The organism is Sphingomonas sp. DMC8, assembly GCF_056314185.1.
The window spans coordinates 79548-103114 of sequence record NZ_JBQUYV010000011.1 but is presented as its reverse complement, the minus strand read 5'-3'; the positions used below and the strand labels follow the sequence as shown (position 1 = coordinate 103114).

The 23567-nt window shown below is 65.6% G+C and carries 21 protein-coding genes and 1 tRNA gene; 10 read left to right on the top strand and 12 right to left on the bottom strand.

The window, feature by feature from the left end; all coding sequences use genetic code 11:
• Position 1: 1 nt before the first annotated feature.
• Together ACT53K_RS18730 and ACT53K_RS18725 are read left to right on the top strand one after the other, a co-directional pair.
• The gene (locus ACT53K_RS18730; protein WP_064310737.1) at positions 2-232 is read left to right on the top strand and encodes a DUF2274 domain-containing protein; all 231 of its coding nucleotides are present in this window, start codon (positions 2-4) and stop codon (positions 230-232) included.
• Positions 229-432, top strand: coding sequence for a helix-turn-helix domain-containing protein (locus ACT53K_RS18725; protein WP_476230298.1), 204 nt, complete (start codon positions 229-231; stop codon positions 430-432). The genes ACT53K_RS18730 and ACT53K_RS18725 overlap by 4 nt, the downstream gene beginning before the upstream one ends.
• A gap of 77 nt (positions 433-509) precedes the next feature.
• Here the strand turns inward: ACT53K_RS18725 and ACT53K_RS18720 are convergent, their stop codons facing one another.
• Both ACT53K_RS18720 and ACT53K_RS18715 read right to left on the bottom strand, forming a co-directional pair.
• Positions 510-1784 carry a tyrosine-type recombinase/integrase gene (locus ACT53K_RS18720; RefSeq protein ID WP_476230309.1) on the bottom strand — a complete coding sequence of 425 codons (1275 nt, stop codon included), beginning with the start codon at positions 1782-1784 and terminating at the stop codon, positions 510-512.
• A 177-nt stretch (positions 1785-1961) separates the two neighbouring features.
• Positions 1962-2048: transfer RNA gene (locus tag ACT53K_RS18715), tRNA-Leu, on the bottom strand.
• Between the two features lie 143 nt (positions 2049-2191).
• Between ACT53K_RS18715 and ACT53K_RS18710 the strand changes: the two genes are divergently transcribed.
• The 5 genes from ACT53K_RS18710 to gltB all read left to right on the top strand — a co-directional run bounded on the left by ACT53K_RS18710 (position 2192) and on the right by gltB (position 11067).
• Positions 2192-3130, top strand: coding sequence for a complex I NDUFA9 subunit family protein (locus ACT53K_RS18710; RefSeq protein WP_476230297.1), 939 nt, complete (start codon positions 2192-2194; stop codon positions 3128-3130).
• Between the two features lie 69 nt (positions 3131-3199).
• A complete protein-coding gene (locus tag ACT53K_RS18705) occupies positions 3200-4006 on the top strand; it encodes an undecaprenyl-diphosphate phosphatase (RefSeq protein WP_476230296.1) in 807 nt (268 codons plus the stop codon).
• A gap of 123 nt (positions 4007-4129) precedes the next feature.
• A complete protein-coding gene (locus ACT53K_RS18700) occupies positions 4130-5584 on the top strand; it encodes an NAD(P)-dependent oxidoreductase (RefSeq protein WP_476230294.1) in 1455 nt (484 codons plus the stop codon).
• The gene (locus ACT53K_RS18695) at positions 5581-6507 is read left to right on the top strand and encodes a DUF2059 domain-containing protein (RefSeq protein ID WP_476230293.1); all 927 of its coding nucleotides are present in this window, start codon (positions 5581-5583) and stop codon (positions 6505-6507) included. Before ACT53K_RS18700 ends, ACT53K_RS18695 begins: the two co-directional genes overlap by 4 nt.
• 45 nt (positions 6508-6552) lie before the next feature.
• Complete coding sequence (gene gltB / locus ACT53K_RS18690; protein WP_476230292.1) at positions 6553-11067, top strand: glutamate synthase large subunit; 4515 nt, start codon at positions 6553-6555, stop codon at positions 11065-11067.
• Positions 11068-11070: 3 nt separating this feature from the next.
• Here gltB and ACT53K_RS18685 read toward each other — a convergent pair whose 3' ends face one another.
• Both ACT53K_RS18685 and ACT53K_RS18680 read right to left on the bottom strand, forming a co-directional pair.
• On the bottom strand, positions 11071-11466 hold the full coding sequence (locus ACT53K_RS18685) for a type II toxin-antitoxin system VapC family toxin (RefSeq protein ID WP_476230291.1): 396 nt from the start codon (positions 11464-11466) through the stop codon (positions 11071-11073).
• On the bottom strand, positions 11414-11701 hold the full coding sequence (locus tag ACT53K_RS18680; RefSeq protein ID WP_476230290.1) for a type II toxin-antitoxin system VapB family antitoxin: 288 nt from the start codon (positions 11699-11701) through the stop codon (positions 11414-11416). Before ACT53K_RS18680 ends, ACT53K_RS18685 begins: the two co-directional genes overlap by 53 nt.
• Positions 11702-11804: 103 nt before the next feature.
• Here ACT53K_RS18680 and ACT53K_RS18675 point away from each other — a divergent pair, with 103 nt between their 5' ends.
• Together ACT53K_RS18675 and ACT53K_RS18670 are read left to right on the top strand one after the other, a co-directional pair.
• Positions 11805-12476 (top strand): glutathione S-transferase family protein, encoded by a 672-nt coding sequence (locus ACT53K_RS18675; RefSeq protein ID WP_476230289.1) that lies wholly within the window; start codon positions 11805-11807, stop codon positions 12474-12476.
• Positions 12477-12531: 55 nt separating this feature from the next.
• A complete protein-coding gene (locus tag ACT53K_RS18670; RefSeq protein WP_476230288.1) occupies positions 12532-13146 on the top strand; it encodes a YbhB/YbcL family Raf kinase inhibitor-like protein in 615 nt (204 codons plus the stop codon).
• A gap of 19 nt (positions 13147-13165) precedes the next feature.
• Here the strand turns inward: ACT53K_RS18670 and ACT53K_RS18665 are convergent, their stop codons facing one another.
• The 5 genes from ACT53K_RS18665 to ACT53K_RS18645 form a co-directional block, all read right to left on the bottom strand.
• Entirely contained in the window at positions 13166-14023 is an 858-nt protein-coding gene (locus ACT53K_RS18665) for a glucose 1-dehydrogenase (RefSeq protein ID WP_476230286.1), read from the bottom strand.
• Positions 14024-14116: 93 nt separating this feature from the next.
• Positions 14117-14242 (bottom strand): hypothetical protein, encoded by a 126-nt coding sequence (locus ACT53K_RS18660; RefSeq protein ID WP_476230285.1) that lies wholly within the window; start codon positions 14240-14242, stop codon positions 14117-14119.
• A gap of 263 nt (positions 14243-14505) precedes the next feature.
• Positions 14506-15519, bottom strand: coding sequence for a GGDEF domain-containing protein (locus ACT53K_RS18655; protein WP_476230284.1), 1014 nt, complete (start codon positions 15517-15519; stop codon positions 14506-14508).
• Between the two features lie 292 nt (positions 15520-15811).
• A complete protein-coding gene (locus tag ACT53K_RS18650) occupies positions 15812-16360 on the bottom strand; it encodes a peroxiredoxin (RefSeq protein WP_476230283.1) in 549 nt (182 codons plus the stop codon).
• Between the two features lie 55 nt (positions 16361-16415).
• Entirely contained in the window at positions 16416-17480 is a 1065-nt protein-coding gene (locus ACT53K_RS18645; protein WP_476230281.1) for a phospholipase A, read from the bottom strand.
• A 63-nt stretch (positions 17481-17543) separates the two neighbouring features.
• Between ACT53K_RS18645 and hisN the strand changes: the two genes are divergently transcribed.
• Positions 17544-18326: a histidinol-phosphatase gene (gene hisN / locus ACT53K_RS18640; RefSeq protein ID WP_476230280.1), complete on the top strand. Its 783-nt coding sequence runs from the start codon at positions 17544-17546 to the stop codon at positions 18324-18326.
• Positions 18327-18341: 15 nt separating this feature from the next.
• Here hisN and ACT53K_RS18635 read toward each other — a convergent pair whose 3' ends face one another.
• The 3 genes from ACT53K_RS18635 to ACT53K_RS18625 all read right to left on the bottom strand — a co-directional run bounded on the left by ACT53K_RS18635 (position 18342) and on the right by ACT53K_RS18625 (position 23503).
• A complete protein-coding gene (locus tag ACT53K_RS18635; protein WP_476230279.1) occupies positions 18342-20288 on the bottom strand; it encodes an OPT family oligopeptide transporter in 1947 nt (648 codons plus the stop codon).
• A gap of 160 nt (positions 20289-20448) precedes the next feature.
• Positions 20449-21747, bottom strand: coding sequence for an ABC transporter ATP-binding protein (locus ACT53K_RS18630; RefSeq protein WP_476230278.1), 1299 nt, complete (start codon positions 21745-21747; stop codon positions 20449-20451).
• Between the two features lie 13 nt (positions 21748-21760).
• The gene (locus tag ACT53K_RS18625; RefSeq protein ID WP_476230277.1) at positions 21761-23503 is read right to left on the bottom strand and encodes an ABC transporter permease; all 1743 of its coding nucleotides are present in this window, start codon (positions 23501-23503) and stop codon (positions 21761-21763) included.
• Positions 23504-23567 lie beyond the last annotated feature (64 nt).

Genomic DNA, 23567 nt, shown 5'->3' with positions numbered 1-23567 from the left:
CATGGCAGAGCTGAAGCTTGGGAAGCTTCCGGATCGAACGCCGGTCAAGCTCTCGATTACGATAACGCCGGATCTGCAGACTGACCTGCAATCATACGCCACGATGTACGCTGAGACGTACGGCGTTGAAGAGCCGATCGCAGAACTGGTTCCCGCGATGCTCGTGTCGTTTCTCGAGGGCGACCGTAGCTTCGTTAGAGCGCGTGAAGCACGGCGGCGGGGGCAGAAATGATCGAGCGCGCCTGGGAGCAGAAGATCGAGCCGCTAACCGTGCGCGTATCGACGGCGGCGCGGATAACCGGTCTCAGCCGATCGCGCGTCTACGAGCTGATTCAGTCAGGCGATCTGGAGACGGTGAAGGTCGGGCGGGCGACACTCATCCAATATGGCAGTCTCAAGGCCCTTGTGGGATCCTGCCAGCGACCGGGTTGAGGACCCGGCCCGGTGGATCGATCGCCTCGTACCCTGCGGGTATAGGCTGGGCCCATACCCGGCAGGATGCAGGCAGCTTATCGCGCTGGCCGGTCGCGAGGGCGGCCGACCACTGATTTCCGGGCCTTCGCTCTGCCGGAGGCGGCTCTCGCGGGCCTTGGCGCTTCCGCTGCTTCCCGCAGACCGTCGAGATGATCCGACCAGTGCTGCATCATGGCGACGCGTTCGTCCCAATATTCGCCACGCGCATAGGCCCGGCGGACGGACGACATCTCCTGGTGCGCGAGCTGCCGCTCGATGGCGTCGGGGTGCCAGCAGCCCATCTCGTTGAGCAATGTCGCGGCCATTGCCCGGAACCCGTGCGCGGTCATTTCGCCGCTTTCATAGCCAAGCCGCCGCAGCGCCTGATTGACGCCATTCTCGGACATTGGCTTCCTCGGGCGCCCCATGCATGGGAACAGATGCTGGCGGTGCCCGGTGATCTCGCGCAGCTCCTCGAGCATCTCCAGAACCTGCCGGGACAGCGGGACCTTGTGCGGTCGCCGCATCTTCATCCGCTCGGCGGGAATCGACCAGATAGCTTTATCGACATCGATCTCGCTCCACTCGGCCTGGCGGAACTCGCCCGGCCGGACGAAGAGGTGCGGCGATAGCCGCATGGCGATTCGCGTAACCGCCTGACCGGTGTAGGTCTCCATTGTCTTCAGGAGGATGCCGACTTCTCGAGGATCGGTGATTGCCGCGTGATGCGTGGTCCTGGGGGTGGTCAGTGCGCCGCGCAGGTCGGCCGCCACGTCGCGGTCGCAGCGCGCGGTTGCGATGCCGTAGCGAAATATCCGGCTGAGCACGCTGCGCATGCGGCGCGCGCTCTCGTAGCGGCCTTTCGTCTCCACCTTGCGGAGGACGGCGAGCGTCTCGGCGGGCGTGATGGAGTTGATCGGAAGCGTGCCGATCAGCGGATACGCCATGCCGAGCAGCCAGCGAATCTTGTCCAGGGTGACATCTGCGCGGCCCTCTCGTTCGCATTTCGCGATCCATTCGAGCGCCACCTCCTTGAAGGTGGTGGCTACCGCGAACTTGGCGGTGATCTTTGCGCGCTTTTTCTCAAGGACCGGGTCGAGCCCGGCGGCGATCGTCTTTCGCGCCTCGCGGCATTTCTCGCGTGCGTCGGCGAGCGAGATGGTCGGCCATGGACCGAGGTGGAGCGTCTTCTGCACGCCGCCATATCGATAGCGGAAGCGCCAGAGCTTCGAGCCGGTCGTTTGAACGATCAGCACCAAGCCCTGGCCATCGGCGAGATTGTAGGGTTTCGCCATGGGCTTTGCGGAGGTGATCTTGAGCTGTGTCAGCATCATCGTGTTCCCGGATTTTCCGGGTTCACCCAGCAGTCACAGAATGAGCCTCTTTTTGTGACTCTTTTGCTGGATTTCGCTGGATCAACCCGGACGGTTGCCAGCGAGCATCGATGAAATTTTGCGTTGAAACCAGTCTCTTGCTGGACGTCTCTGGACGAATCCAGAGACGGAAAATGGTGCCCAGAAGAGGACTCGAACCTCCACGACCTTGCGATCGCCAGCACCTGAAGCTGGTGCGTCTACCAATTCCGCCATCTGGGCACGGGGTAGGCCGGCGCCTCTAGTGGAGCATCGGCGGGGTTGTCAACCGGCATGTCGCACAAAAATAACAACAGCACGCGCCGCTTGCCGTTTGGCGCGGCAGGCGGCATGGGGAAGCGCTTGCGAAGATCATTGAGGCTGAGATGAAGGACAGGCTGGTAACGCTGATCGGCGGCGGGGGCTTTCTGGGGCGCTACGTCACGCAGGAGCTGTTGAGCGCGGGTGCGCGGGTGCGCATCGTCGAGCGCCGGCCGCGCGACGCCTGGTTCCTGAAGCCGCTGGGCGGCCTGGGCCAGACCCAGTTCGTCGCCGGTGACGTGACGAAGCCGCAGACGCTGGCACGCGCGCTGCAGGGCTCCGATGCGGTCGTGAATCTGGTCGGCGTACTGAAGGGCGACTTCCAGGGCATTCATGTCGATGGCGCCCGCAATGCCGCCGCAGCCGCAGCGGCGGCAGGGGCCAGCGCCTTCGTGCAGATTTCCGCCTTGGGTGCCGATCCGCATTCGCCGTCCGCCTATGGCCGCACCAAGGCCGAGGGCGAGGCGGCCGTGCTGGCAGCATTCCCCGGTGCCACCATTCTGCGTCCCTCGATTCTGTTCGGGCGCGAGGATGCGTTCGTCAATCGCTTCGCCGGGATGATTGCCGGTGCGCCGGTCGTGCCGGTGATCCGCGGCGAAACCCGCTTCCAGCCGGTCTATGTCGTCGATGCTGCGCAGGCTGTGGCAGCGGCGCTGGCGGACCCGCAGGCGCATGCCGGCAAGACCTATGCGCTGGGCGGCCCCGATGTGCTGAGCATGGCCGGCCTGATGCGCTGGATCGGCGAGGCGATCGGCCGCACGCCGTGCCTGATCGCGCTGCCCGATTCGCTGGGCGGGCTGATCGCCTCGTTCGGCTTCCTGCCAGGCGCGCCGATCACGCGCGACCAGTTTGCGATGCTCAAGGCCGATAATGTCGTGCCGGAAGGCGCCGAAGGGCTTGCCGCGCTGGGCGTGCATGCCACGCCGCTGGCAAGCGTGGCGCCGGGCTGGCTGGTGCGGTTCCGCCGCGCCGGGCGGTTCAGCCGTTTCGGCACCGCCGCCTGATCCTGACATTCCCGCGCGGGGCGCCCTCGCGCGGGGTCGCTCCGGCGCCTGTTTCCAGAAGGGCCTGCCATGAGCGAAATGCTGGTCGCCATCCTGCTCGGCATTGTCGAGGGCGTCACCGAATTCCTGCCGGTTTCCTCGACCGGCCATCTGATCCTCGCCAGCGAGCTGATGGGCTATGATTCGGCGCGCTGGGCGATGTTCAACGTCGTCATCCAGCTCGGCGCGATCCTGGCGGTGGTGGTGCTCTACTGGCGCACCTTCTGGGCCGTGCTGGAGGGGCTGATCCGGCTGAATCCGGTGTCGATCCGGTTCGTCCGCAACCTGCTGATCGCGTTCCTCCCGGCGGCGGTAATCGGCCTGGCGCTGCACAAGCATATCGAGGCGCTGCTCGGCAAACCGCAGGTGGTTGCCTGGGCGCTGATCGTTGGCGGCGTGGCCATTCTGGTCGTCGAGCGGCTGGCCAAGTCGGCGACGGTGCACGGTATCGCCGAAATTCCGATGGTCCGCGCCGTCGGCATCGGCTTCATCCAGTGCCTGGCGATGGTGCCCGGCGTCAGCCGTTCGGGCGCAACGATCATGGGCGCACTGTCGCTGGGCGTCGAGCGGCGCACGGCGGCGGAGTTCAGCTTCTTTCTCGCCATCCCGACAATGCTGGGCGCGACGGTGCTCGAGCTGGTCAAGAATCGCGAGATGATCGTCACCAGCGGCATCGGCTGGGGGGAGATCGGCGTCGGATTCCTCGTTGCGTTCATCGTCGCGCTGGCCGTCATCAAATGGTTCGTCGGCATTGTCAGCAAACATGGTTTCACGCCCTTCGCGGTGTATCGAATCGTGGCGGGCGTTGCGGCACTGATCTGGCTGGGGATGCGGTAAGGCCGAATCGGACCTAATTTGATTGGTTTTTTGTCGGCCGTGCATCAAAAACAGGCCCTGGAGGCTTCATAGGTCAGTATTGCTACCTTTTTATTGCCGTCGCTCTCCGATAGAGGGGGCGACATGGCTGATGATGCGATGCTGAAATTCGTCGGGCGTGGACAGGCCTATCCGGCCAAGCGCCCTGCTGCGATCCGCGCGGAAGACTTTCGCGAGATTGCGGAGCGCTATGCCGTGCCCGATGCCGAGGCGCAGGCGGGGCGCTGCTCGCAATGCGGCGTGCCGTATTGCTCGGTGCATTGCCCGCTGCACAATCACATTCCCGATTGGCTGCGCCTGACCGCCGAGGGGCGGCTGCGCGAGGCCTATCAGCTGTCGAACAGCACCTCGACCATGCCGGAAATCTGCGGCCGCATCTGCCCGCAGGACCGGCTGTGCGAAGGCAATTGCGTGATCGAATTCTCGGGCCACGGATCGGTGACGATCGGCTCGGTCGAAAAGTTCATCACCGATACCGCCTGGGCCGAAGGCTGGGTGGAGCCGGTGCAGGTCGGCCCTGACCGCGGCCAGTCGGTCGGTATCATCGGCGCCGGCCCGGCGGGGCTGGCGGCGGCCGAATATCTGCGCGGCTATGGCTATGCGGTGCATGTCTATGACCGCTACGACCGGTCCGGCGGACTGCTGACCTATGGCATCCCCGGCTTCAAGCTGGAAAAGGACGTGGTGATGCGCCGCATTCAGCGGCTGGAGGAAGGCGGCATCGTCTTCCACCGCAATTTCGATGTCGGCCGCGATGCGAGTCTGGACGAGCTGCGCGCACGCCACGACGCGATCCTGATCGCCACCGGCGTCTACAAGCCGCGCGGCATCAAGGCGCCGGGCGTCGGCGCGAAGGGCGTGGTCGATGCGCTCGATTATCTGACGGCGTCGAACCGCAAGAGCTTTGGCGACAGCGTGCCGGCGTTCGAGGATGGCAGTCTGAACGCGGCGGGCAAGAATGTGGTCGTGGTCGGCGGCGGCGACACCGCGATGGACTGTGTGCGCACCGCGATCCGCCAGGGCGCCGCCTCGGTAAAGTGCCTCTATCGCCGCGATCGGGCGAACATGCCGGGCTCGCAGCGCGAAGTCGCCAATGCCGAGGAGGAAGGCGTCGAATTCGTCTGGCTCTCGGCGCCGGAGGCGTTCGACGGGGCCGAGCAGGTGACCGGGGTGCGCGCGTCGAAGATGCGGCTGGGGGCGCCCGATGCCTCGGGTCGCCGCGCGCCGGAAGTCGATCCCGGTGGCAATTTCCAGCTTCCCGCCGATCTGGTCATCAAGGCGCTGGGTTTCGAGCCCGAGGATCTGCCCAAGCTGTTCGGTGCCGAGGAACTGGGCGTCACCCGCTGGGGCACGCTGCGCACCGATGGCAAGACGATGATGACCAGCCTGGATGGTGTGTTCGCTGCCGGCGACATCGTGCGGGGGGCGAGCCTGGTGGTGTGGGCGATCCGCGACGGCCGCGACGTGGCGGCGCATATGCACGGCTGGATGAAGGCGCGGGCCAAGGCGGCGGCTTCGGCCGAGGCGGTGGCGGCATGAGCCTGCTGCGGAATGTGCGCGCCGGCGTGAAGCTGGCTGGTCTGGTGGCGGGTATGGTGCTCGCAATGGGCCAGGCGCAGGCGCAGGATGGCGGGGCGAAGAAGGGTAATGCCTCTCGCCCGGTGACGACCGTTGTTGTCCCGCCACCCGCGCCCGCGCTGCCATCGGCGGAAAGCTTCGGGCCGCCGGATGCCAACCGCATCGCATTGGGCCGCAAGCTCGCGGCATTGCTCAACGGCGAGGCGGTTACCAAGATCCAGCTCGAGAAGCTGCTGACCCAGACGCTGCCGCAACAGATGCGGCAGGATCCCAGTCTCGCGGCTGCAGAGCAGAAGTTTCCCGGCCTTATCAAGCATGTGATCGATGCCATGCGCCCGATGATGGCCCGCAACCTGCAGGAGACGCTGCCGCGCCTCATTGTCGCGATCGGTGATATCTATGCGCGCGAACTCGATGCCGACGCGCTGGAAGAGGCGCTGGAATTCTACCAGAGCGATACCGGCGCCGCCGTGATCCAGGGCGCCGCCCAGGAAGGCGATCTGGGCGCGCTGGTGAAGGATGCCCAGGCGGGCTCCGGCCAGATTTCCGAAAATGCCGTGAAGCAGACGATGGCCGGCAATGCGGCCGGCGCCATTGCCTCGCTGTCGCAGACCGACCGGTCGGAATTGCTGCGATTCGCCTTCTCGCGGTCCGGCCGCTTGCTGGCGCGGGCAAACCAGCAGCTCGCGCCCGTCGTATCCGGCATTTCCAACGCGCAGACCGCTGCGCACCGCGCCGAGTTTGAGGAAGTCGGTCGCAATTCGGCGATCGAGTATATCACCCAGTATCAGGCCGCGCATGGCGAAGGCGCCAAGGACAAGGCCCCCCATGCTGCGCCCGCGCCGCAGGCGCCGCCGCACAGCAAGGACAAGCCGGCGGGCTGATCGCACCGCCTCGCCGCAACGAAGCACGAAGATTTGAGAGACGATATGGACCAGACCAAGCTCAGCGCCGAACGTGCGCGCCTTGCCCGCGAAGGCATGTACCGCCCCGAATTTGAAGGCGATGCTTGTGGCGTGGGCATGGTCGCGGCGACCGACGGCCAGTCGTCGCGCCGCGTCGTCCAGTCGGCGATCGATGCGCTGAAGGCGGTGTGGCACCGCGGCGCGGTGGACGCTGACGGCAAGACCGGCGACGGCGCCGGCATCCATGTCGATCTGCCGCTGCGTTTCTTCGACGAGGCGATTGCCGCAAGCGGCCACCGGGTGCTGCCGCGCCGGCTGGCGGTGGGCATGATCTTCCTGCCGCGCACCGATCTGGGCGCGCAGGAAACTTGCCGCACGATCGTCGAAAGCGAGATCATCGAAGCGGGCTATACCATCTATGGCTGGCGTCAGGTGCCGGTCGACGTGTCGGTGATCGGCATGAAGGCGCAGGCGACCCGGCCCGAGATCGAGCAGATCATGATCGCCGGCCCCGAGCCGGAGGCGATGGACGCCGCCGAGTTCGAGCGCCAGCTCTATCTGATCCGCCGTCGCATCGAAAAGCGGGTGATCGCGGCGCAGGTCGGCGGCTTCTACATCTGCTCGCTGTCGTGCCGCTCGATCATCTACAAGGGGCTGTTCCTCGCCGAATCGCTGTCTGACTTCTATCCGGACCTCAAGGATTCGCGCTTCGAGAGCCGCGTCGCGATCTTCCACCAGCGTTATTCCACCAACACCTTCCCGCAATGGTGGCTGGCGCAGCCGTTCCGCTGCCTGGCGCATAACGGCGAAATCAACACGATCCGCGGCAACCAGAACTGGATGCGCAGCCACGAGATCAAGATGGCGAGCATCGCGTTTGGCGAGCAGAGCGAGGACATCAAGCCGGTGATCCCGGCGGGCGCGTCCGACACCGCCGCGCTCGACGCAGTGTTCGAGGCAATCTGCCGTTCGGGCCGCGACGCGCCGACCGCCAAGCTGATGCTGGTGCCGGAAGCGTGGACGGCGGACGTGCCCGCTACCCATCAGGCGATGTACCAGTATTTGGCGAGCGTGATGGAGCCGTGGGACGGCCCCGCCGCGCTGGCGATGACCGACGGTCGGTGGGCCGTGGCGGGCATGGACCGCAATGCGCTGCGTCCCTTGCGCTATACCCAGACTTCGGACGGGTTGCTGATCGTCGGATCGGAAACCGGCATGGTCGCGGTGGCGGAGGCGAATGTCGTCGCCAAGGGTCGGCTGGGGCCGGGCGAGATGATCGCCGTGGACCTCGACCAGGGCAAGCTGTTCCACGATCGCGCCATCAAGGACCAGATCGCCGGCGAGGCCGATTATGCCGCGATGGTGCAGGGCTTCCTGACCGTCGATGATCTGCCCGCCGCGCCGGAAGAGACCTATTATGACCGCGCCGAGCTGACGCGCCGCCAGGTCGCCGCCGGCCAGTCGCTGGAGGATATGGAACTGATCCTCGCGCCCATGGTGGAAACCGCCAAGGAAGCGATCGGGTCGATGGGCGACGACACGCCGCTGGCGGTCATTTCGGACAAGCCGCGCCTCATCAGCCAGTTCTTCCGGCAGAATTTCAGCCAGGTCACCAATCCGCCGATCGATCCCTTGCGCGAACGGCATGTGATGTCGCTGAAGACGCGCTTCGGCAATCTGGCCAACATCCTCGATACCGAGGGGAGCGGCAGCCCGGTGCTGGTGCTGGAAAGCCCGGTGCTCACCAATGCCGACTGGCACCGGCTGCGTGCGCATTTCGGGGGCCAGGCGGCTGAGATCGACTGCACCTTCCCCGCCGATGGCGACCCCGAATCGCTGAAGGCGGCGATCAAGCGCATCCGCTATGAGGCCGAGCAGGCGGTGCGCGCCGGCTGCACCGAATTGTTCCTGACCGACGAGCATTGCGGGCCTGACAAGGTCGCTATTGCCGGCGTGCTGGCGGCGGCGGCGGTGCATACGCATCTCGTCCGGCGCGGCCTGCGCTCCTATGCCAGCGTCAACATCCGGACCGCCGAATGCCTCGACACCCATTATTATGCGGTGCTGATCGGCGTCGGCGCGACGACGGTGAACGCTTATCTGGCCGAAGCGGCGATTGCCGACCGCCACGCCCGCGGCCTGTTCGGCGACCTCAGCCTTGCCGATTGCCTGAAGCGCCATCGCAAGGCGATCGACGAGGGGCTGCTCAAGATCCTGTCGAAGATGGGCATTGCGGTCATCAGCTCCTATCGCGGCGGCTATAATTTCGAGGCGGTGGGGCTCAGCCGCGCGCTGGTGAACGATCTGTTCCCCGGCATGCCCGCCAAGATTTCGGGCGAAGGCTATGCCTCGCTGCATCTCTCGGCGCGGCTGCGGCACGATGCTGCCTATGATACGGCGGTGGCGACGCTGCCGATCGGCGGCTTCTATCGCCAGCGCCATGGCGGTGAGGCGCATGCCTATTCGGCGCAGCTGATGCACCTGCTGCAGACGGCGGTGTCGACCGACAGCTATTCGAGCTATCTGGCCTTTTCGCGGGGCGTGCGCGACTTGCCGCCCATCTATCTGCGCGACCTGCTCGAGTTCAATTTCCCGGAAAGCGGCGTATCGATCGATCAGGTCGAGGCGATCACCGAAATCCGCAAGCGTTTCGTCACGCCGGGCATGTCGCTCGGCGCGTTGAGCCCCGAGGCGCACGAGACGCTGGCGATCGCGATGAACCGCATCGGCGCGCGGGCCGTGTCGGGTGAGGGCGGAGAGGATGCGGCGCGCTACAAGCCCTATGACAATGGCGACAACGCCAATTCGAGCATCAAGCAGGTGGCCTCGGGCCGGTTTGGCGTCACGGCCGAATATCTGAACGCCTGTGACGAGATCGAGATCAAGGTGGCCCAGGGCGCCAAGCCCGGAGAGGGCGGCCAGTTGCCCGGCTTCAAGGTCACCGAGTTCATCGCCAGGCTGCGCCACGCGACGCCGGGCGTGACGCTGATCAGTCCGCCGCCGCACCACGACATCTATTCGATCGAGGATCTGGCGCAGCTGATCTACGATCTGAAGCAGATCAACCCCCGGGCGCGGGTGTGCGTGAAGCTGGTCAGCTCGGCCGGCATCGGCACCGTCGCGGCGGGCGTCGCCAAGGCGCATGCGGACGTGATTCTGGTCGCCGGCCACACCGGCGGCACGGGTGCCTCGCCCTTCACCTCGATCAAGTACGCCGGCACGCCTTGGGAAATGGGCCTGTCGGAGGTGAACCAGACGCTCACGCTCAACGGCCTGCGCGGCCGCATCAAGCTGCGCACCGACGGCGGCCTCAAGACCGGGCGCGACATCGTGATCGCCGCCATCCTGGGTGCCGAGGAATTCGGTATCGGCACGCTGAGCCTGGTGGCGATGGGCTGCATCATGGTGCGCCAGTGCCATTCGAACACCTGCCCGGTGGGCGTATGCACGCAGGACGAGCGGCTGCGCGCCAAGTTCGTCGGCACGCCGGAAAAGGTCATCAACCTGATGACCTTCATCGCCGAGGAAGTGCGCGAGATTCTGGCGAAGCTCGGCTGCAAGAGCCTGGACGAGGTGGTCGGCCGCACCGAACTGCTCCGGCAGGTCAGCCGCGGCGCCGAGCATCTCGACGATCTCGACCTCAATCCGATCCTCGCCAAGGTGGATGCGGACGATGCCGAGCGGCGCTTCAGTCTCAGCACCTTCCGCAACTCGGTCCCGGACAGCCTTGATGCGCAGATGATCAAGGACGCCGCACCGGTGTTCGCGCGCGGCGAGAAGATGCAGCTCAGCTATTCGGTGCGGAACACGCATCGGGCCGTGGGTACGCGGCTCTCTGCGGAAGTGACCAACACCTTCGGCATGTCGTCGCTGGCAGACGGACATGTCCATGTCCGCCTGCGCGGTTCGGCAGGCCAGTCGCTCGGCGCATTCCTGTGCAAGGGCATCACGCTCGAAGTGTTCGGCGACGCGAACGATTACGTTGGCAAGGGTCTGTCAGGCGGCGTGATCGTAGTACGGCCGATGGTCAGCTCGCCGATCGAATCGTGGAACAACACGATCATCGGCAACACCGTCCTCTATGGCGCGACTTCGGGCCGGCTGTTCGCGGCCGGTCAGGCGGGCGAGCGCTTCGCCGTGCGTAACTCGGGTGCCGAAGTGGTGGTCGAAGGCTGCGGCGCGAACGGCTGCGAATATATGACCGGCGGCACCGCCGTGGTGCTCGGTCGCGTCGGCATGAACTTCGGTGCGGGCATGACCGGCGGCATGGCGTTCGTCTATGATGTCGACGGCAGCTTCGAACGCCACGCCAATCCGGAAAACATCACCTGGCAGCGTGTCGCATCGAGCCGTTGGGAAGCGAAGCTGCGCAGCCTTGTGGAAGCACATGCCGAGGCGACCGACAGCAAATGGTCGAGTGGCCTGCTCGAGGACTGGGAGCGCGAGCTCGGCAAATTCTGGCAGGTCGTGCCGAAGGAAATGCTGACTCGCTTGCCCTATCCGCTCGACGACAGCATCGAGGCCGTGGCGGCTGAGTAAACCTCAATCGAGGGCGGCGACCACGTCGGTGTGGCGGAAGTCGTCGCCCTTGAAGAGCAGCGGACAGCCCGCGACTGCGGCGACGGCATAGGCCATGCAGTCGCCATAGTTGAGCCGGGCGGGGTGGCGGCCCTTCCCCAAGCGATCGAACGCTTTGGCTGCTGTAGCAAGATGCTCGGGCGTAAACCCCGCGACATCGAAAGGTGATTGCTCGATCAGCATTGCGCCGGCGTCGGCCGCTTGCCGCGTGGATTGTCCGAGCAAGACCATGCGGAACTCGAGCACGGTGGGCGGGCCGATCAACACATGATCCTGCCGCTCGATACAGGCGGCGATTGCCTCCGCTTCAGGTTCGGCAAAGAGCAAGCGCCCCAAGGCGGAGGTATCGATGGCAATCACTGCGGCAGGCCATGCTCATCATAGCCCAGGATATCGTCGGCGCTATAGCCGTTGCGTGGCGCATGAACGGCAGTGCCTGCGCCTTGCGGAGATGATTGCGAAAGGAAGCCGCCTCTTCGCGGTCGATTGCCGCGCTGACCGCCAGCTTGATCGTGGCGGTGTAGCTAACGCCCTTTGCCCGAGCAGAGCGGCGCACCAGCCGGTCGGTCTCTTCGTCCTTGATGCTGGGCGCCAAGGTACGGCTCCATTCTATAAATGCGCCGCCTAAAGTGTAGAATGGTACGCATTGTTACAATGGCTCTTCCCCCTACCGACTCTGCGCCCTAAGGCTTTCGGGCATGTGGCAGCTCTATCAGTTTCCCCTGTGCCCCTTTTCGCGGAAGGTCCGGCTCCTGCTGGCAGAGAAGGGTGTCGGCTATGAGCCAGTGCGCGAGTCCCCGTGGCTGCGTCGGGACGAGTTTCTCGACCTGAACCCTACTGGCCAGACGCCGGTGATGGTCGATACCGAGCGCCGGGTGACGTTGATCGATTCGACCGTGATCTGCGAGTTCTTCGAAGAAACGGTGAACAAGAATGCGATGCTCAACGGTACCGCTGTCGACCGCGCTGAAATTCGGCGGCTGGTCGTGTGGTTCGAGCATCATTTCTATGGCGATATCACTGCGCCGCTGTTGCACGAGAGGATGATCAAACGGCTGGTCTATCGCCAGGCGCCTGACGCCAAGGTGCTGCGCGAGGCGATGAAGGCAGCGGTCGGCCATCTCGATTATATCGACTTTCTGCTCGACCACCGCACCTGGCTGGCCGGCGCGACGATGAGTCTTGCCGATCTGGCGGCGGCGGCACAGATTTCGATCGCCGATTATCTGGGCGGCATCGACTGGAAGAGCCATGAACTCGCCAAGCGTTGGTATATTGGCATGAAGAGCCGCCCCAGCTTCCGCCAACTTCTGACCGAGCGTATGGAGGGGATCACCCCACCCGCCGATTACGAGAAGCTCGACCTCTGAAGCGGGGATAATCGCGGGCCGAGACGCGTTTGGCAGCCAAACGGGAGAGTCCGCAATGCTCGAACATGTACCGTATTGGCTGGGGAGCGCGCTGAAGGGCCTGCGCGCCGGCGCCAGGAAGCTGGCGATCGTCCAGCCCGAGCTTGGCAGTTTCGAAGTGCTGCACCTCGCCAGCCCGGCCTTCGCCAATGGCGGCAGGCTGCCCGAGCGGTTTACGGCAGACGGCGAGGGGGTGTCGCCGCCGCTGTTCTGGACAGAAGTGCCGGAAGGCACCGAATGCCTGGCGCTGATCGTCGAGGATCCCGATGCCCCCGCCCCGCAGCCACTGGTGCATGCGGTAGTCTGGGGCTTGCCGGTCGAGGGCGACCTGAAGGAGGGCGCCATCCGCGCCGATGGTGAAAGCGTTGCGGACGGCACCGACGTCGGCCGCAATAGCTATCTGGGCGAAGGCTGGCTGCCGCCCGACCCGCCTACCGGCCATGGTCCGCACCATTATGCGTTTCAGCTGTTTGCGCTCGGTCGCGGCTGCGAAATCGGCGAGAATCCGGGCCGCAGCGCGCTGGTGAAGGCAATGGCGGGGCACGTGCTCGCCGCCGGGTTGCTCACCGGCGTCTATTCACGGGGTGAGGAAGCACCCACCGCACCCGTCGGCGAGGCAGCGCCGGTGTGACGCCGGCGCAGCGCCCGTCTCAACCGTTCACGATCGTGCCGCCGTTCGGGTGCAAGACCTGTCCCGACATGTAGCTCGCATCTTCGCAAGCCAGAAACAGGAAGGCGGGCGCCACTTCATTGGGCTGGCCTGGTCGGCCCATCGGCACGCTTTCACCGAAATGTGTGAGCTTTTCGGGCGATGCGCCGCCGCTGGGATTGAGCGGCGTCCAGATCGGCCCCGGCGCCACGGCATTCACGCGGATCCCCTTTTCGATGAGGTTCATCGACAGGCTGCGGGTGAAGGCAATGATGGCGCCCTTGGTCGCGCTATAGTCGAGCAGTTCGGGCTCGCCCTGGTACATCGTTACCGAGGTGCAGTTCACAATGGCTGCGCCCGATTTCAGATACGGAGACGCCGCCTGTACCATGAAGAACATGCCGAAGATGTTCGTCTGGAAGGTTCGCCGCAGTTGCGTCTCGGTGATGTCGACAATGTCCTTGTCGGGATGTTGCTCCCCCGCATTGTTGACGAGCACGTCGATGCGGCCGAACCGGTCGATCACCTGGGCCACGGCCTGTTCGCAGAAATGCTTGTCGCCGATATCGCCGGCGATGGTCAGTGCCTGCCGGCCCTCACTGCGGACTATGTCGGCGGTGGCCTCGGCGTCCTGATGCTCGTCCAGATAGACGATCGCCACGTCGGCGCCCTCGCGGGCGTACAGGGCCGCGACGGCCCGGCCGATGCCGCTGTCGGCGCCGGTAATTACGGCCACCTTGTCCTTCAGCCGGCCTGAGCCGGGGTAGCGCGGCTGCCATTGGGGTCTGGGGTCGAGCATATGCTCCTCGCCGGGGAGGGCGTCTTCCTGGACTCGCTCGATAAGGTCGGGGTCGGACATCGGCACTGCTCCGGTGCGAGGAGGGGTGTGCCGAAAACCGGTGGGAAAGGCTTGTTGTTCCGCGGCTTGGGGCCGCCGGAGCGGTCGCAGGGATCAGCCGAGGAGGCTGGAGCCCTGCAAACCGCTGCCGAGGATGACAATGGTGGTGATCGCGAAGGAAAGGGCGGCGATCACCACGCTATAGGCCGGGGAGATCCGGCCCGGGTGCCGCGCGTTCATGCGACGTGCACGGTCGGGATGGAATAGACCATCAGCGCGACGGTGAAGAGAACGGCGCCGAAAGCGGCAACACTGCGCTGGAACGAGTCGATACGAGCAGTCATGATAGTCACTCCCTGATGTCGGTCCGGACGTTCCGAACCATGCAGAGAGCTTTGCAGACAGCGTGCCAAATTGCGGAAACGGCGCAAATCTGCGAATTTTGAAGGGTAGCTTGTCGCACTATGGCGAAATATGCGTAGCCGATCGGTGAAATGTGCTAACTAGCGGCGATTTTCACCTGGTTTGGCGGCGCCGACCTGAATGCAGTTCCGTCCGCTATTCTTCGCGGCATATAGTAGCCGGTCTGCGCGGTGAAATGCGGTCTGGTGCAATTCCCCCGCGACAACCGGGGTGAGCCCTGCGGAAAAGGTAATTTCGCCCAGCGGCGCATCGGTATCGCGCAGCTTGTAGCGCTTGGCCTGCACCGTGGCGCGGGCCTGGTCGAGAGTCTGGCGCGCTTTCTCCAGCGATACACCGGTAAACAGGATCGCGAATTCTTCGCCGCCGTAGCGCGTGACGATGTGCCCTCGGCAGCTTTGGGTCAGTGCCTCGGCGATCGCTTTCAGTACCCGATCGCCGACCGCATGGCCGAACCGGTCATTGACCGACTTGAAATGATCTACATCGCAAACGGCCATGCACATCTTGCCGCCGATATTGGCCTGGGCGGCATAGGCCTCTTCGAACGCGCGTCGATTGGGCAATTGGGTCAGCGGATCGCGCCGGGCATTTTCGCGCGCCTCTTCCAGCTTCTCACGCAGCTCGGTGGCCTCGCGCGTTGCGCTTTCCAGTTTTTCCTCGGCGGTCCGCACGCGGGTCAGCATGGCCGCAGTGAGCCGCGTAACTTCGTCGATCGCTTCGGTGCCTTCTCCCCGGTCTGAAATCGCGCGCGCGCTTGCGGCAAGGTCGCGGCCGAAATCGGCGGTTTCGGCGCGCATCGCCGTTACCATGTCGGCAAAGCCTTCGACCTGCATCTGGGTGCGCGCCACCAGCCCTTCGGTACGTGCCTTGGCGGCACCCGGGTCTTCGGCAGGCGGGGTGTGGTCGGGCTCGAGATCGCAATGCAGCGACAGGATGTCGCGTTTGGTAAGGCGTACGCCACCTTCGGTCAGTTGCTGTACGGCACGTGCCAGCGTGCCATCGGGATCGGAGAGCAGCTGATAGGCAAAGGCATAGTTGGTCGGATCGGGAACGAGCCGCTGGTCGAACAGAAACTCTCCTATCCGTTCGTACAAGGCCCGACTGGCTTCCTGGCCAGTGTCTGCTCGAACGGCCCGCGCGAAGCGCATCCGCCTAAACCCCTGTGGAACTACGGCTCGTTACCGCATCCTTCGACGCAAAGGGGTAAGGCGGAAATGCTAAAAACTGGTTTCTAGCGCGTTCATACCCTTCTTTGTCGACTGCGGCGACAAAGAAATAGAAAAGAAAATCCATCTCGGACAAAGTATTGCTGCGACTTTTCGAGAAAATATGCCCCTTGTGCCGCCTCCTTCCAGTGAAGCGGCGCAAGGGGCATGCGCCTGAGAATTAGTGTGCGTGCGAGCGGTGAAAGTTCTGCACAGCGGCCAGTGTCAGGCGAATATGGTCAGCCGGGCTGGGGTTGTCGTGCGCCAGCAGAATCCGGCCATCGGGCGCGATGACATAGCTCGTGCGGCTGGTGATGGTCTTGGGGCTGCCGTCAGCGTTGCGGCCGACGACATCATAGCCCTGGCTGATCGCAGGTGTCGAGGCGGCCACCGCAAACTTGCCGGCGCAGTGCTCGCTGGAAAATTTCTTGAGCTGATCGACATTGCCGGCCGTCATGCCGATTACCGTGGCACCGGCCTTCTGGAACTTGGGCAGTGCTTCGGCAAAGGCGCGGGCCTCGATGTTGCAGCCGGGCGTGAACGCTGCCGGGAAGAAATAAAGGACGACGGGGCCTTTCTTCAGCGCCGCCTTCAGGTTGATCGTCACCGGCTGGCCGGCGATCGCGCCCAGCGCGGTGAAGTCGGGTGCCTTGGCGCCGGGCGCCAGCGCGGCATCGGCGGGCATGGCAAAAGGCAGCATCAGCGCGGCAAGGGCGAGTTTCAGGCGCATGGCAATCCTCCGGGGTTTTTGTGGTGCGATCTCTACGCCCGCCGCCACCACAAGGCTAGCGGCTGAAGGCAATGCCCAGCCGGGCATGGGTGTCGCGGGCCGAATAACGGTCTAGCGCCTCGCCATAGCCGGTGAATGCCTGTCCGAAGAGGAATATGCCGAGGCCGCCGACCCGGCTGAGCGGGTAGGAGACGAACAGCTCGCCCGCGCCGCGTCCGGTGCGCACATTGCCGCGCCCGCTCAGCGCGATCTTCAGTCCGTCCTTCTGCTGAAGCGCGGCGGCAAGGCCGGTATAGCCGAAATAGTCCTTCATGTCGTGGAAGGTGCCGCTGCTGCCGACATAGACCCAGGCCTGCGGCGCGACGTCCACCCGCCAGTCCCGGCCCAGATCGAATCGCTTCTCGCCGCGCACGAACAGGCGGTTGAGATCGACCGAGTCGGTCACGCCCCGCCCGTTTGAATCGTGCCGCCAACCAAGCGCCACCCGCGTCGTGTCGTCGACGGGAATGTCGGCATAGAGTTCGGGACTGTAATTGGTTGAGCGGAACGGACCGGATGGCTCATTCAGCGCCCAGAACATCGTCTGGGTATAGGCGAAGCGCAAATTGCCCAGCTTGAGCGGCGCGTCTTCGGCAAAGGGGCGGAAGGCGAAGCTGAACTGCAGCTTCGCACCCGCGTCCTTTAGCCCGAAGGCGCCATAGATCGGCTCATGCGGCTCGAACCGGTCGAGCAGGGCAGAGGAACTGCCGGTCGCGCTCTGCGCCACGCTTTCCTGCGGCGGAACCATAGCGGGGCGGTGCTGCTCGGCAGGCGGCACTGTGGCGCCGGCGACGCCGACCGGCACATAGCGTGCTTTGGCGAACGCCCCCGGCGCGATGGTGCGGAAGGGGCCGGGCGTGCGTTCGAGCACCAGCCGGGTGCCGTCAGCCGCCGTGATCTCGATCTGGCGGGGGCCAGGATCGGTGACGGGGGCATCGCCTTCGTTGATCAGGAATACCTCGACCCCGCGCAGCGCCGCCTGTTCGGATTCGGGCTGGGCCGGCACGGCGCGGACCTGCGCCAGCGCAGGCGCGCCCGCAAGCAGCAGGGCGGAAGCGAAGAAGGCGGCGAAGACGCGCATGGCCGAGGAAGTGGCAGGCGTTTGTGACCTTGGCTAGTCAAATCCGGCCGGGTAGGGCGGGGCATGGCCGTTTCCGAAACCGACATCGCCCTTGCCGCCCGCCTTGCCGAAGCCGCAGGTGCTGCGATCCGCCCCTATTTCCGCACCGAACACGGGCTGGAGGCCAAGGCCGACCAGTCGCCGGTGACGCTGGCCGACCGCGCTGCCGAGGAAGCGATGCGCAAGCTGCTGATCGCCGAACGGCCGATGGACGGCATCGTCGGCGAGGAATTCGGCGTGCGCGAGGGGTCGAGCGGCCGGCAATGGGTGCTCGATCCGATCGACGGCACCCGCGCCTTCATCGCCGGCCGTCCGGTGTTCGGCACGCTGATCGCGCTGATCGAGGATGGCTGGCCGGTACTGGGCATCATCGACCAGCCGATCATCGGCGAACGCTGGCTGGGGGTGACCGGCCGCCGCACGCTGTTCAACGGCAAGCCCGCCCAGACCCGCATCTGCCGCGACCTGAAGGGGGCGATCCTCGGCACCACTTCGCCGGCGCTGTTCAATGACGACCAGCTCCACGCCTTCGAGCATCTCGATGCCGCAGTGATGAGCACGGTGCTGGGCGGCGACTGCTATAATTATGGCTGCGTCGCCAGTGGCTGGCTCGACATCGTCGTCGAGGCCGGGCTGAAGCTGCACGATTTTGCCGCGTTGGTGCCGGTTATCGAAGGCGCCGGCGGCCGCATGTGCGACTGGCAGGGCGATCCGCTCCACGCCGGCAGCAAGGGCGAGGTGGTGGCCGCAGGCGACCCAGCGCGCATCGACGATATCCTCGATGCGCTGGCCTGCCGCGGCCATTGACCTGCCGGGCGGGCGCTACCGCGCCTGCCGCCGGGTATAGGCGTAGAGCAGAGCGGTCAGCGCCAGGAATGCGGCGGTGCCACCTGCAAGCGCATAGGGCGCAAAGCCTTCGCCAAGGATCGCGAGCGGCGATTCCTTGCCCGTTTCATAGACGATGCCGGCGTAGAGCACGCCGAACAGGCTGTCGCCGACGATCATGCCGGTGGCCATCAGCACGCCCATACGCTTGACGAATTCGGGATCGCGGGCGCGTTCGGCGGCGCGGTCGTAGAACCAGCCGATCACCGCGCCCACCACCACCGTCAACGTGACGCCCATCGGCAGATAAATGCCCAGTCCCACGGCCAGCGGCGGCAGGCGCAGCTTGCCGGTGCGGGCCAGCACTTCGTCGATCAGGATCACGCCCGCGCCGATCGCCGCGCCGATGCCGATCAGATCCCAGCGCAGGTTGCCGCCCAGCACGCCCTTGGCCAGCGACGAGATCAGCGCCGCCTGGGGGGCGGGCAGCGCATCGGCGCTCGCACCTGCAACCCCGGCAAAGCCGAACGAGGCGTTGAGCACGCTCAGCACCGGCGGGATGACGAGGCTGCCGAAGATAACGCCGAAGATCAGCGCCACCTGCTGCTTCCACGGCGTCGCGCCGACGAGTTGGCCGGTCTTCAGGTCCTGGAGATTGTCGTTCGAGATGGTGGCCACGCCGAACACGATGCCGGTGACGATCAGCGCATAGGCGATCAGCGCCTGCGTCGTGTCGGGCGCGAGGTTGCGGCCGAACAGGCCGACCAGCATCAGCGACGCGGCGACGACCGACAGAATGCCGATGCCCGAAACCGGGCTGTTCGAGGCTCCGATCAGGCCGGCCATATAGCCGCACACCGATGCAATGACGAGGCCGACTACCAGCACGAACACCAGCGAACCCGCGACCAGCAGCCCGGCCGAGGCGGAAAGCGGTCCGCCGGCCAGCACGCTCCACAGCAGCCAGCCGATCGGCAGCAACATGGCGAGCGTTACGATGCCGACCACGCCGATCGGCAGGTCGCGTTCGGTCAGCGCGACGTCCGCACCGCTGCGCGCCGCGCGCGAGGCAGCGAGTGCCGAGCGGATGCCGCCTACCACCGGACCGATGATCTTGAGCAGCGTCCAGATCGCCGCCATGCCGATCGTGCCCGCGCCCAGAAAGCGCACGTCGCTGCGGAACACCGCGTTGGCGACATGTTCGGCGGTGCCCGGCACCCCGGCGCTCAGGATCGGCAGCGCGATCCACCAGCCGATCGCGACGCCGACCAGAATGGCGATGCCGACGGTCAGGCCGATCAGGTGGCCGGCGCCGATCAGCGCGAATTGCAGCCCGCCGATCACGCCCGTCGAACCGGCGCCGGCCTTGAAGAACATGGCACCTTCTTCGGCCGCCAGCTTCATCCGGGTGATGAGCGCAAAGCCCGCCGAGGCGAGGGCATTGACGACGATCACGGCCAGGCCGCGCGCGCTTTCCTCCGCACCCTCTCGGCTGCCCGCGCCTACCTGCAGCACTTCGGCGGCGGCACGGCCTTCGGGATAAGGAAGGTCGGGCGAGTCCACCACCAGCGCTCGGCGCAGTGGCACAGAGAACATCACGCCAAGGATGCCGCCGAACATCGTGATCGCGGCGGTTTCCACATAGGGGAAGCCGTTCCACCAGCCGATCATCACCAGCCCAGGCAGCACGAAGATGATTGCCGCCAGCGTACCGGCGGCACTCGCCACCGTCTGGACAATATTGTTTTCGAGCACGGTGGAATTGGGCAGGAAGCGCAGGATGGCCATCGAAATGACGGCGGCCGGGATCGAGGTGGCAAAGGTCAGGCCGATCTTCAGACCCAGATAGACATTGGCGGCGGTGAACAGCAGCGTGATCGCACCGCCGAGCAGCACGCCTCGCAGCGTTAGTTCAAGCGGCGCACGAACGGGGGCAGTGGCCATGGGTGGCGGAACTCCGGAATGATCGTCCCGGACGAGCCGGGCAAAAGGATGCCCCATGGTGGCATCCCGGTTCCGGTTTGGACAGAGGGTTTAGCGTGCGTCTGCGTTCCCCTCCCGCAAGCGGGAGGGGAACAGAAACAGAAAGGGGGACGAGGCTTTCCTATTCCGGATCCTCCAAGCTGAACACATCCGCGTCCTCGTCATAGGCGAACAGCTCGCCGAAGCGGCCCCAGAGCGTCACTGTCTTCAGCGTCTCGTCGGCGAAGTCGGAGGACATGTGATCCTCCAGCTCGTCGCGGAAGCGGCTGGCCGAGGCGCGGTGCGAGTTGCGCTCGTCGAGGATGCGGCGGATATGCTGCGCAAGCGGCACATGCGCCAGCAGCGCCTGGCCGAACATCGTCTTGCGCTGGTCGACATCGGCCTGGGCATAGCGCCGCGCCTCGGCCGTCAGCACCAGATCGGCGCCGCGCAGATCGGCGAAGCGCAGCAATTGCAGCGTCTCGGCCATCGGGAAGAGCTGGTCGATCTCCAGCCCCAGGCTGTCGGCCAGCTCGGCCATCGCGGCGCGGCCGTCGAACGGGCTGGCGTCGACTTCCTCGATCAGGCCCGACAGGCTGTTCGTCGAAACCTGCGGCAGCACCATGCCGATGCCAGTGCCGGGGAAAAGCCCGTCCTTGTGCGGCTGGCCGGCCGGGCGCTCGGTCATGCGGGCATAGATGGCATCGACCATCGCGCGGAACTCGGGGTCGAGCCGGTCGCGCGGCTGCGGTAGCTTCACCTCGATCTCGGCGGCGACGCGGCCGGGGTTCGACGAGAAGACCAGGATGCGGTCGCACATCAGCACCGCTTCCTCGATATTGTGGGTGACGAGCAGCATCGACTTGATCGGCATCCGCCCTTCAGACCAGAGATCGAGCAGGTCGGTACGCAGCGTCTCGGCGGTGAGCACGTCCAGCGCGGAGAAGGGCTCGTCGAGCAGCAGCAGCGCCGGATCGACGACGATCGCGCGGGCGAGGCCGACGCGCTGGCGCATGCCGCCGGACATTTCCTTGGGATAGGCGTTCTCGAATCCGTCGAGGCCGATCAGGTCGATCGCGGCGAGCGCCCGGGCGCGACGCTCGGCGGCGGGCACCTTGCGCGCCTCGAGGCCGAGTTCGACATTCTGTTGCACCGTCAGCCAGGGGAACAGGGCGAAGGTCTGGAACACCATCGCGACATCGGGGCTGTCATCCTCGCGCGGGGTGAAGCGCACCTCGCCCTGGTCGGGCTGGATCAGGCCGGCGATCGAGCGCAGCAGCGTCGACTTGCCCGATCCCGAGCGGCCGAGCAGGCCGACGATCTCGCCCTCGTGCAGTGTCAGCGATACATTGTCGATCACCGGCTTAGAGCGGCGGGCGCCATAATGATGGGTGAGCTGCTCGACCGAAACGAGCGGACGGCGGATATTCTGGGTGGCCATGGAACGAGGCTCCTCAGGCAAGACGCAGGCGGCGTTCGGCAAAGCGATACATCGGACGCCAGACAAGATGGTTGAAGGCGAGGACGAAGGCGGACATCGTCGCCACGCCCAGCGCCACGCGCGGATAGTCGCCGATCGCGGTAGCCTTGGCGATGAACGCGCCGAGCCCCGGCGCCTCGAGCCGCTCGCGGCCCCACACCACCACTTCGGCGACGATGCTGGCGTTCCACGAACCGCCGGATGCGGTAAGCGCGCCGGTGACGTAGAAGGGGAAGATGCCCGGCAACGCTACCTGCCGCCACCATTGCCAGCCCTTCACGCCGAACATGCCGGCGGCCTCGCGCAGGTCGTTGGGGATCGCGCTGGCGCCGGCGATCACGTTGAACAGAATGTACCACTGGGTGCCCAGGATCATCAGCGGCGACAGCCAGATGGCCGGGTTCAGCTTCCACGCGACGATGCCCATCACCGCGAAGGGGAACAGGATGTTCGCCGGAAAGGCAGAGAGAAATTGCGCCACCGGCTGGAGCCGTTCCGCCCAGGCCGGGCGCAGGCCGATCCACACGCCGATCGGCACCCAGATCAGGCTGGCAAGTGCGATCAACAGGACGACGCGCAACAGCGTCAGCAGCGCCAGCCCGAACGCAATGACGGCATCCGTCCAGCGCAGCGTGTGGGCGACATATTCCACCAGCGTCCAGCCGCCGGCCGCCAGCGTGACGAGCACCAGCCCGCGCCAAAGCCATTCGCCGGCTGCGCTGGCCTCGCGCCGCACCGGGCGAGCACGGCGCGCGCCGCGGTCGAGCGTCAATAGCAGCTGGCCGAGCGCACGGAACGGGGCGAACAGCACCGGCAGCATCCGCGTCGAGCGAAACAGGTCATAGGCCCAGCTTTGCGGGCGCTCGCCGCTTGCGGTCTGCTCGAAGCGGAAGCGATCCGCCCAGGCGACGACCGGGCGGAAAACGAGCTGGTCATAGGCGAGGATCACCGCCGCCATCATCGCCACCGCTTCCCAGATCGCGTGGAAATCCTGCCGCTCGATCGCCAGCGCCAGCCACGAGCCGAGGCCCGGGAGCGCGATGCTGGTGTGGCCTACGGTGATCGCTTCGGACGCGACGACGAAGAACCAGCCGCCCGACATCGACATCATCGCGTTCCACACCAAAGCCGGGGTCGCGAAGGGCAGCTCCAGCCGCAGGAAACGCCGGACCGGAGACAGGCCGAATCCTTGTGAGACTTCCTCCAGATCCGCCGGCAGCGTGCGCAGCGACTGGTAGAAGCTGAAGGCCATGTTCCAGGCCTGGCTGGTGAAGATGACGAAGATCGAGGCGAGCTCGGCGCCGAGCACGTCGCCGGGGAACAGCCCCATGAAGAAGGTGACAGTGAAGGTCAGGAAGCCGAGGATCGGCACCGACTGCAGGATGTCGAGTGCCGGCACGATGATCTGCGCCGCACGCTTGCTGCGCGCGGCCAGCGTCGCGAAAACGAAGGTGAAGATGAGCGAAGCGAACAACGCCGCGAACATGCGCAGCGTGGTGCGCAGCGCATACCAGGGCAGATTGGCGGGATCGAGCGTTACGGGATGGCGGATCAGCGCGTCGATCGGTTCGATCGTGCCGCGAATGCCGCGCAGCGCCAGCACAGCGCCGGCGCCGAGCAACACGAACGCGATCAGGTCGGCACGGTTGGGCGCCAGACCTAGCCAGATTCGGGGGGACGCGCGGAGCACGCGCGCATGCAATCGGATCTTGGACATCTACTACCTCGTCTCGAGCCGGGCGCCGTGCGCGGGGCGGACGAGGGCGGTGAATTAGCCCCGG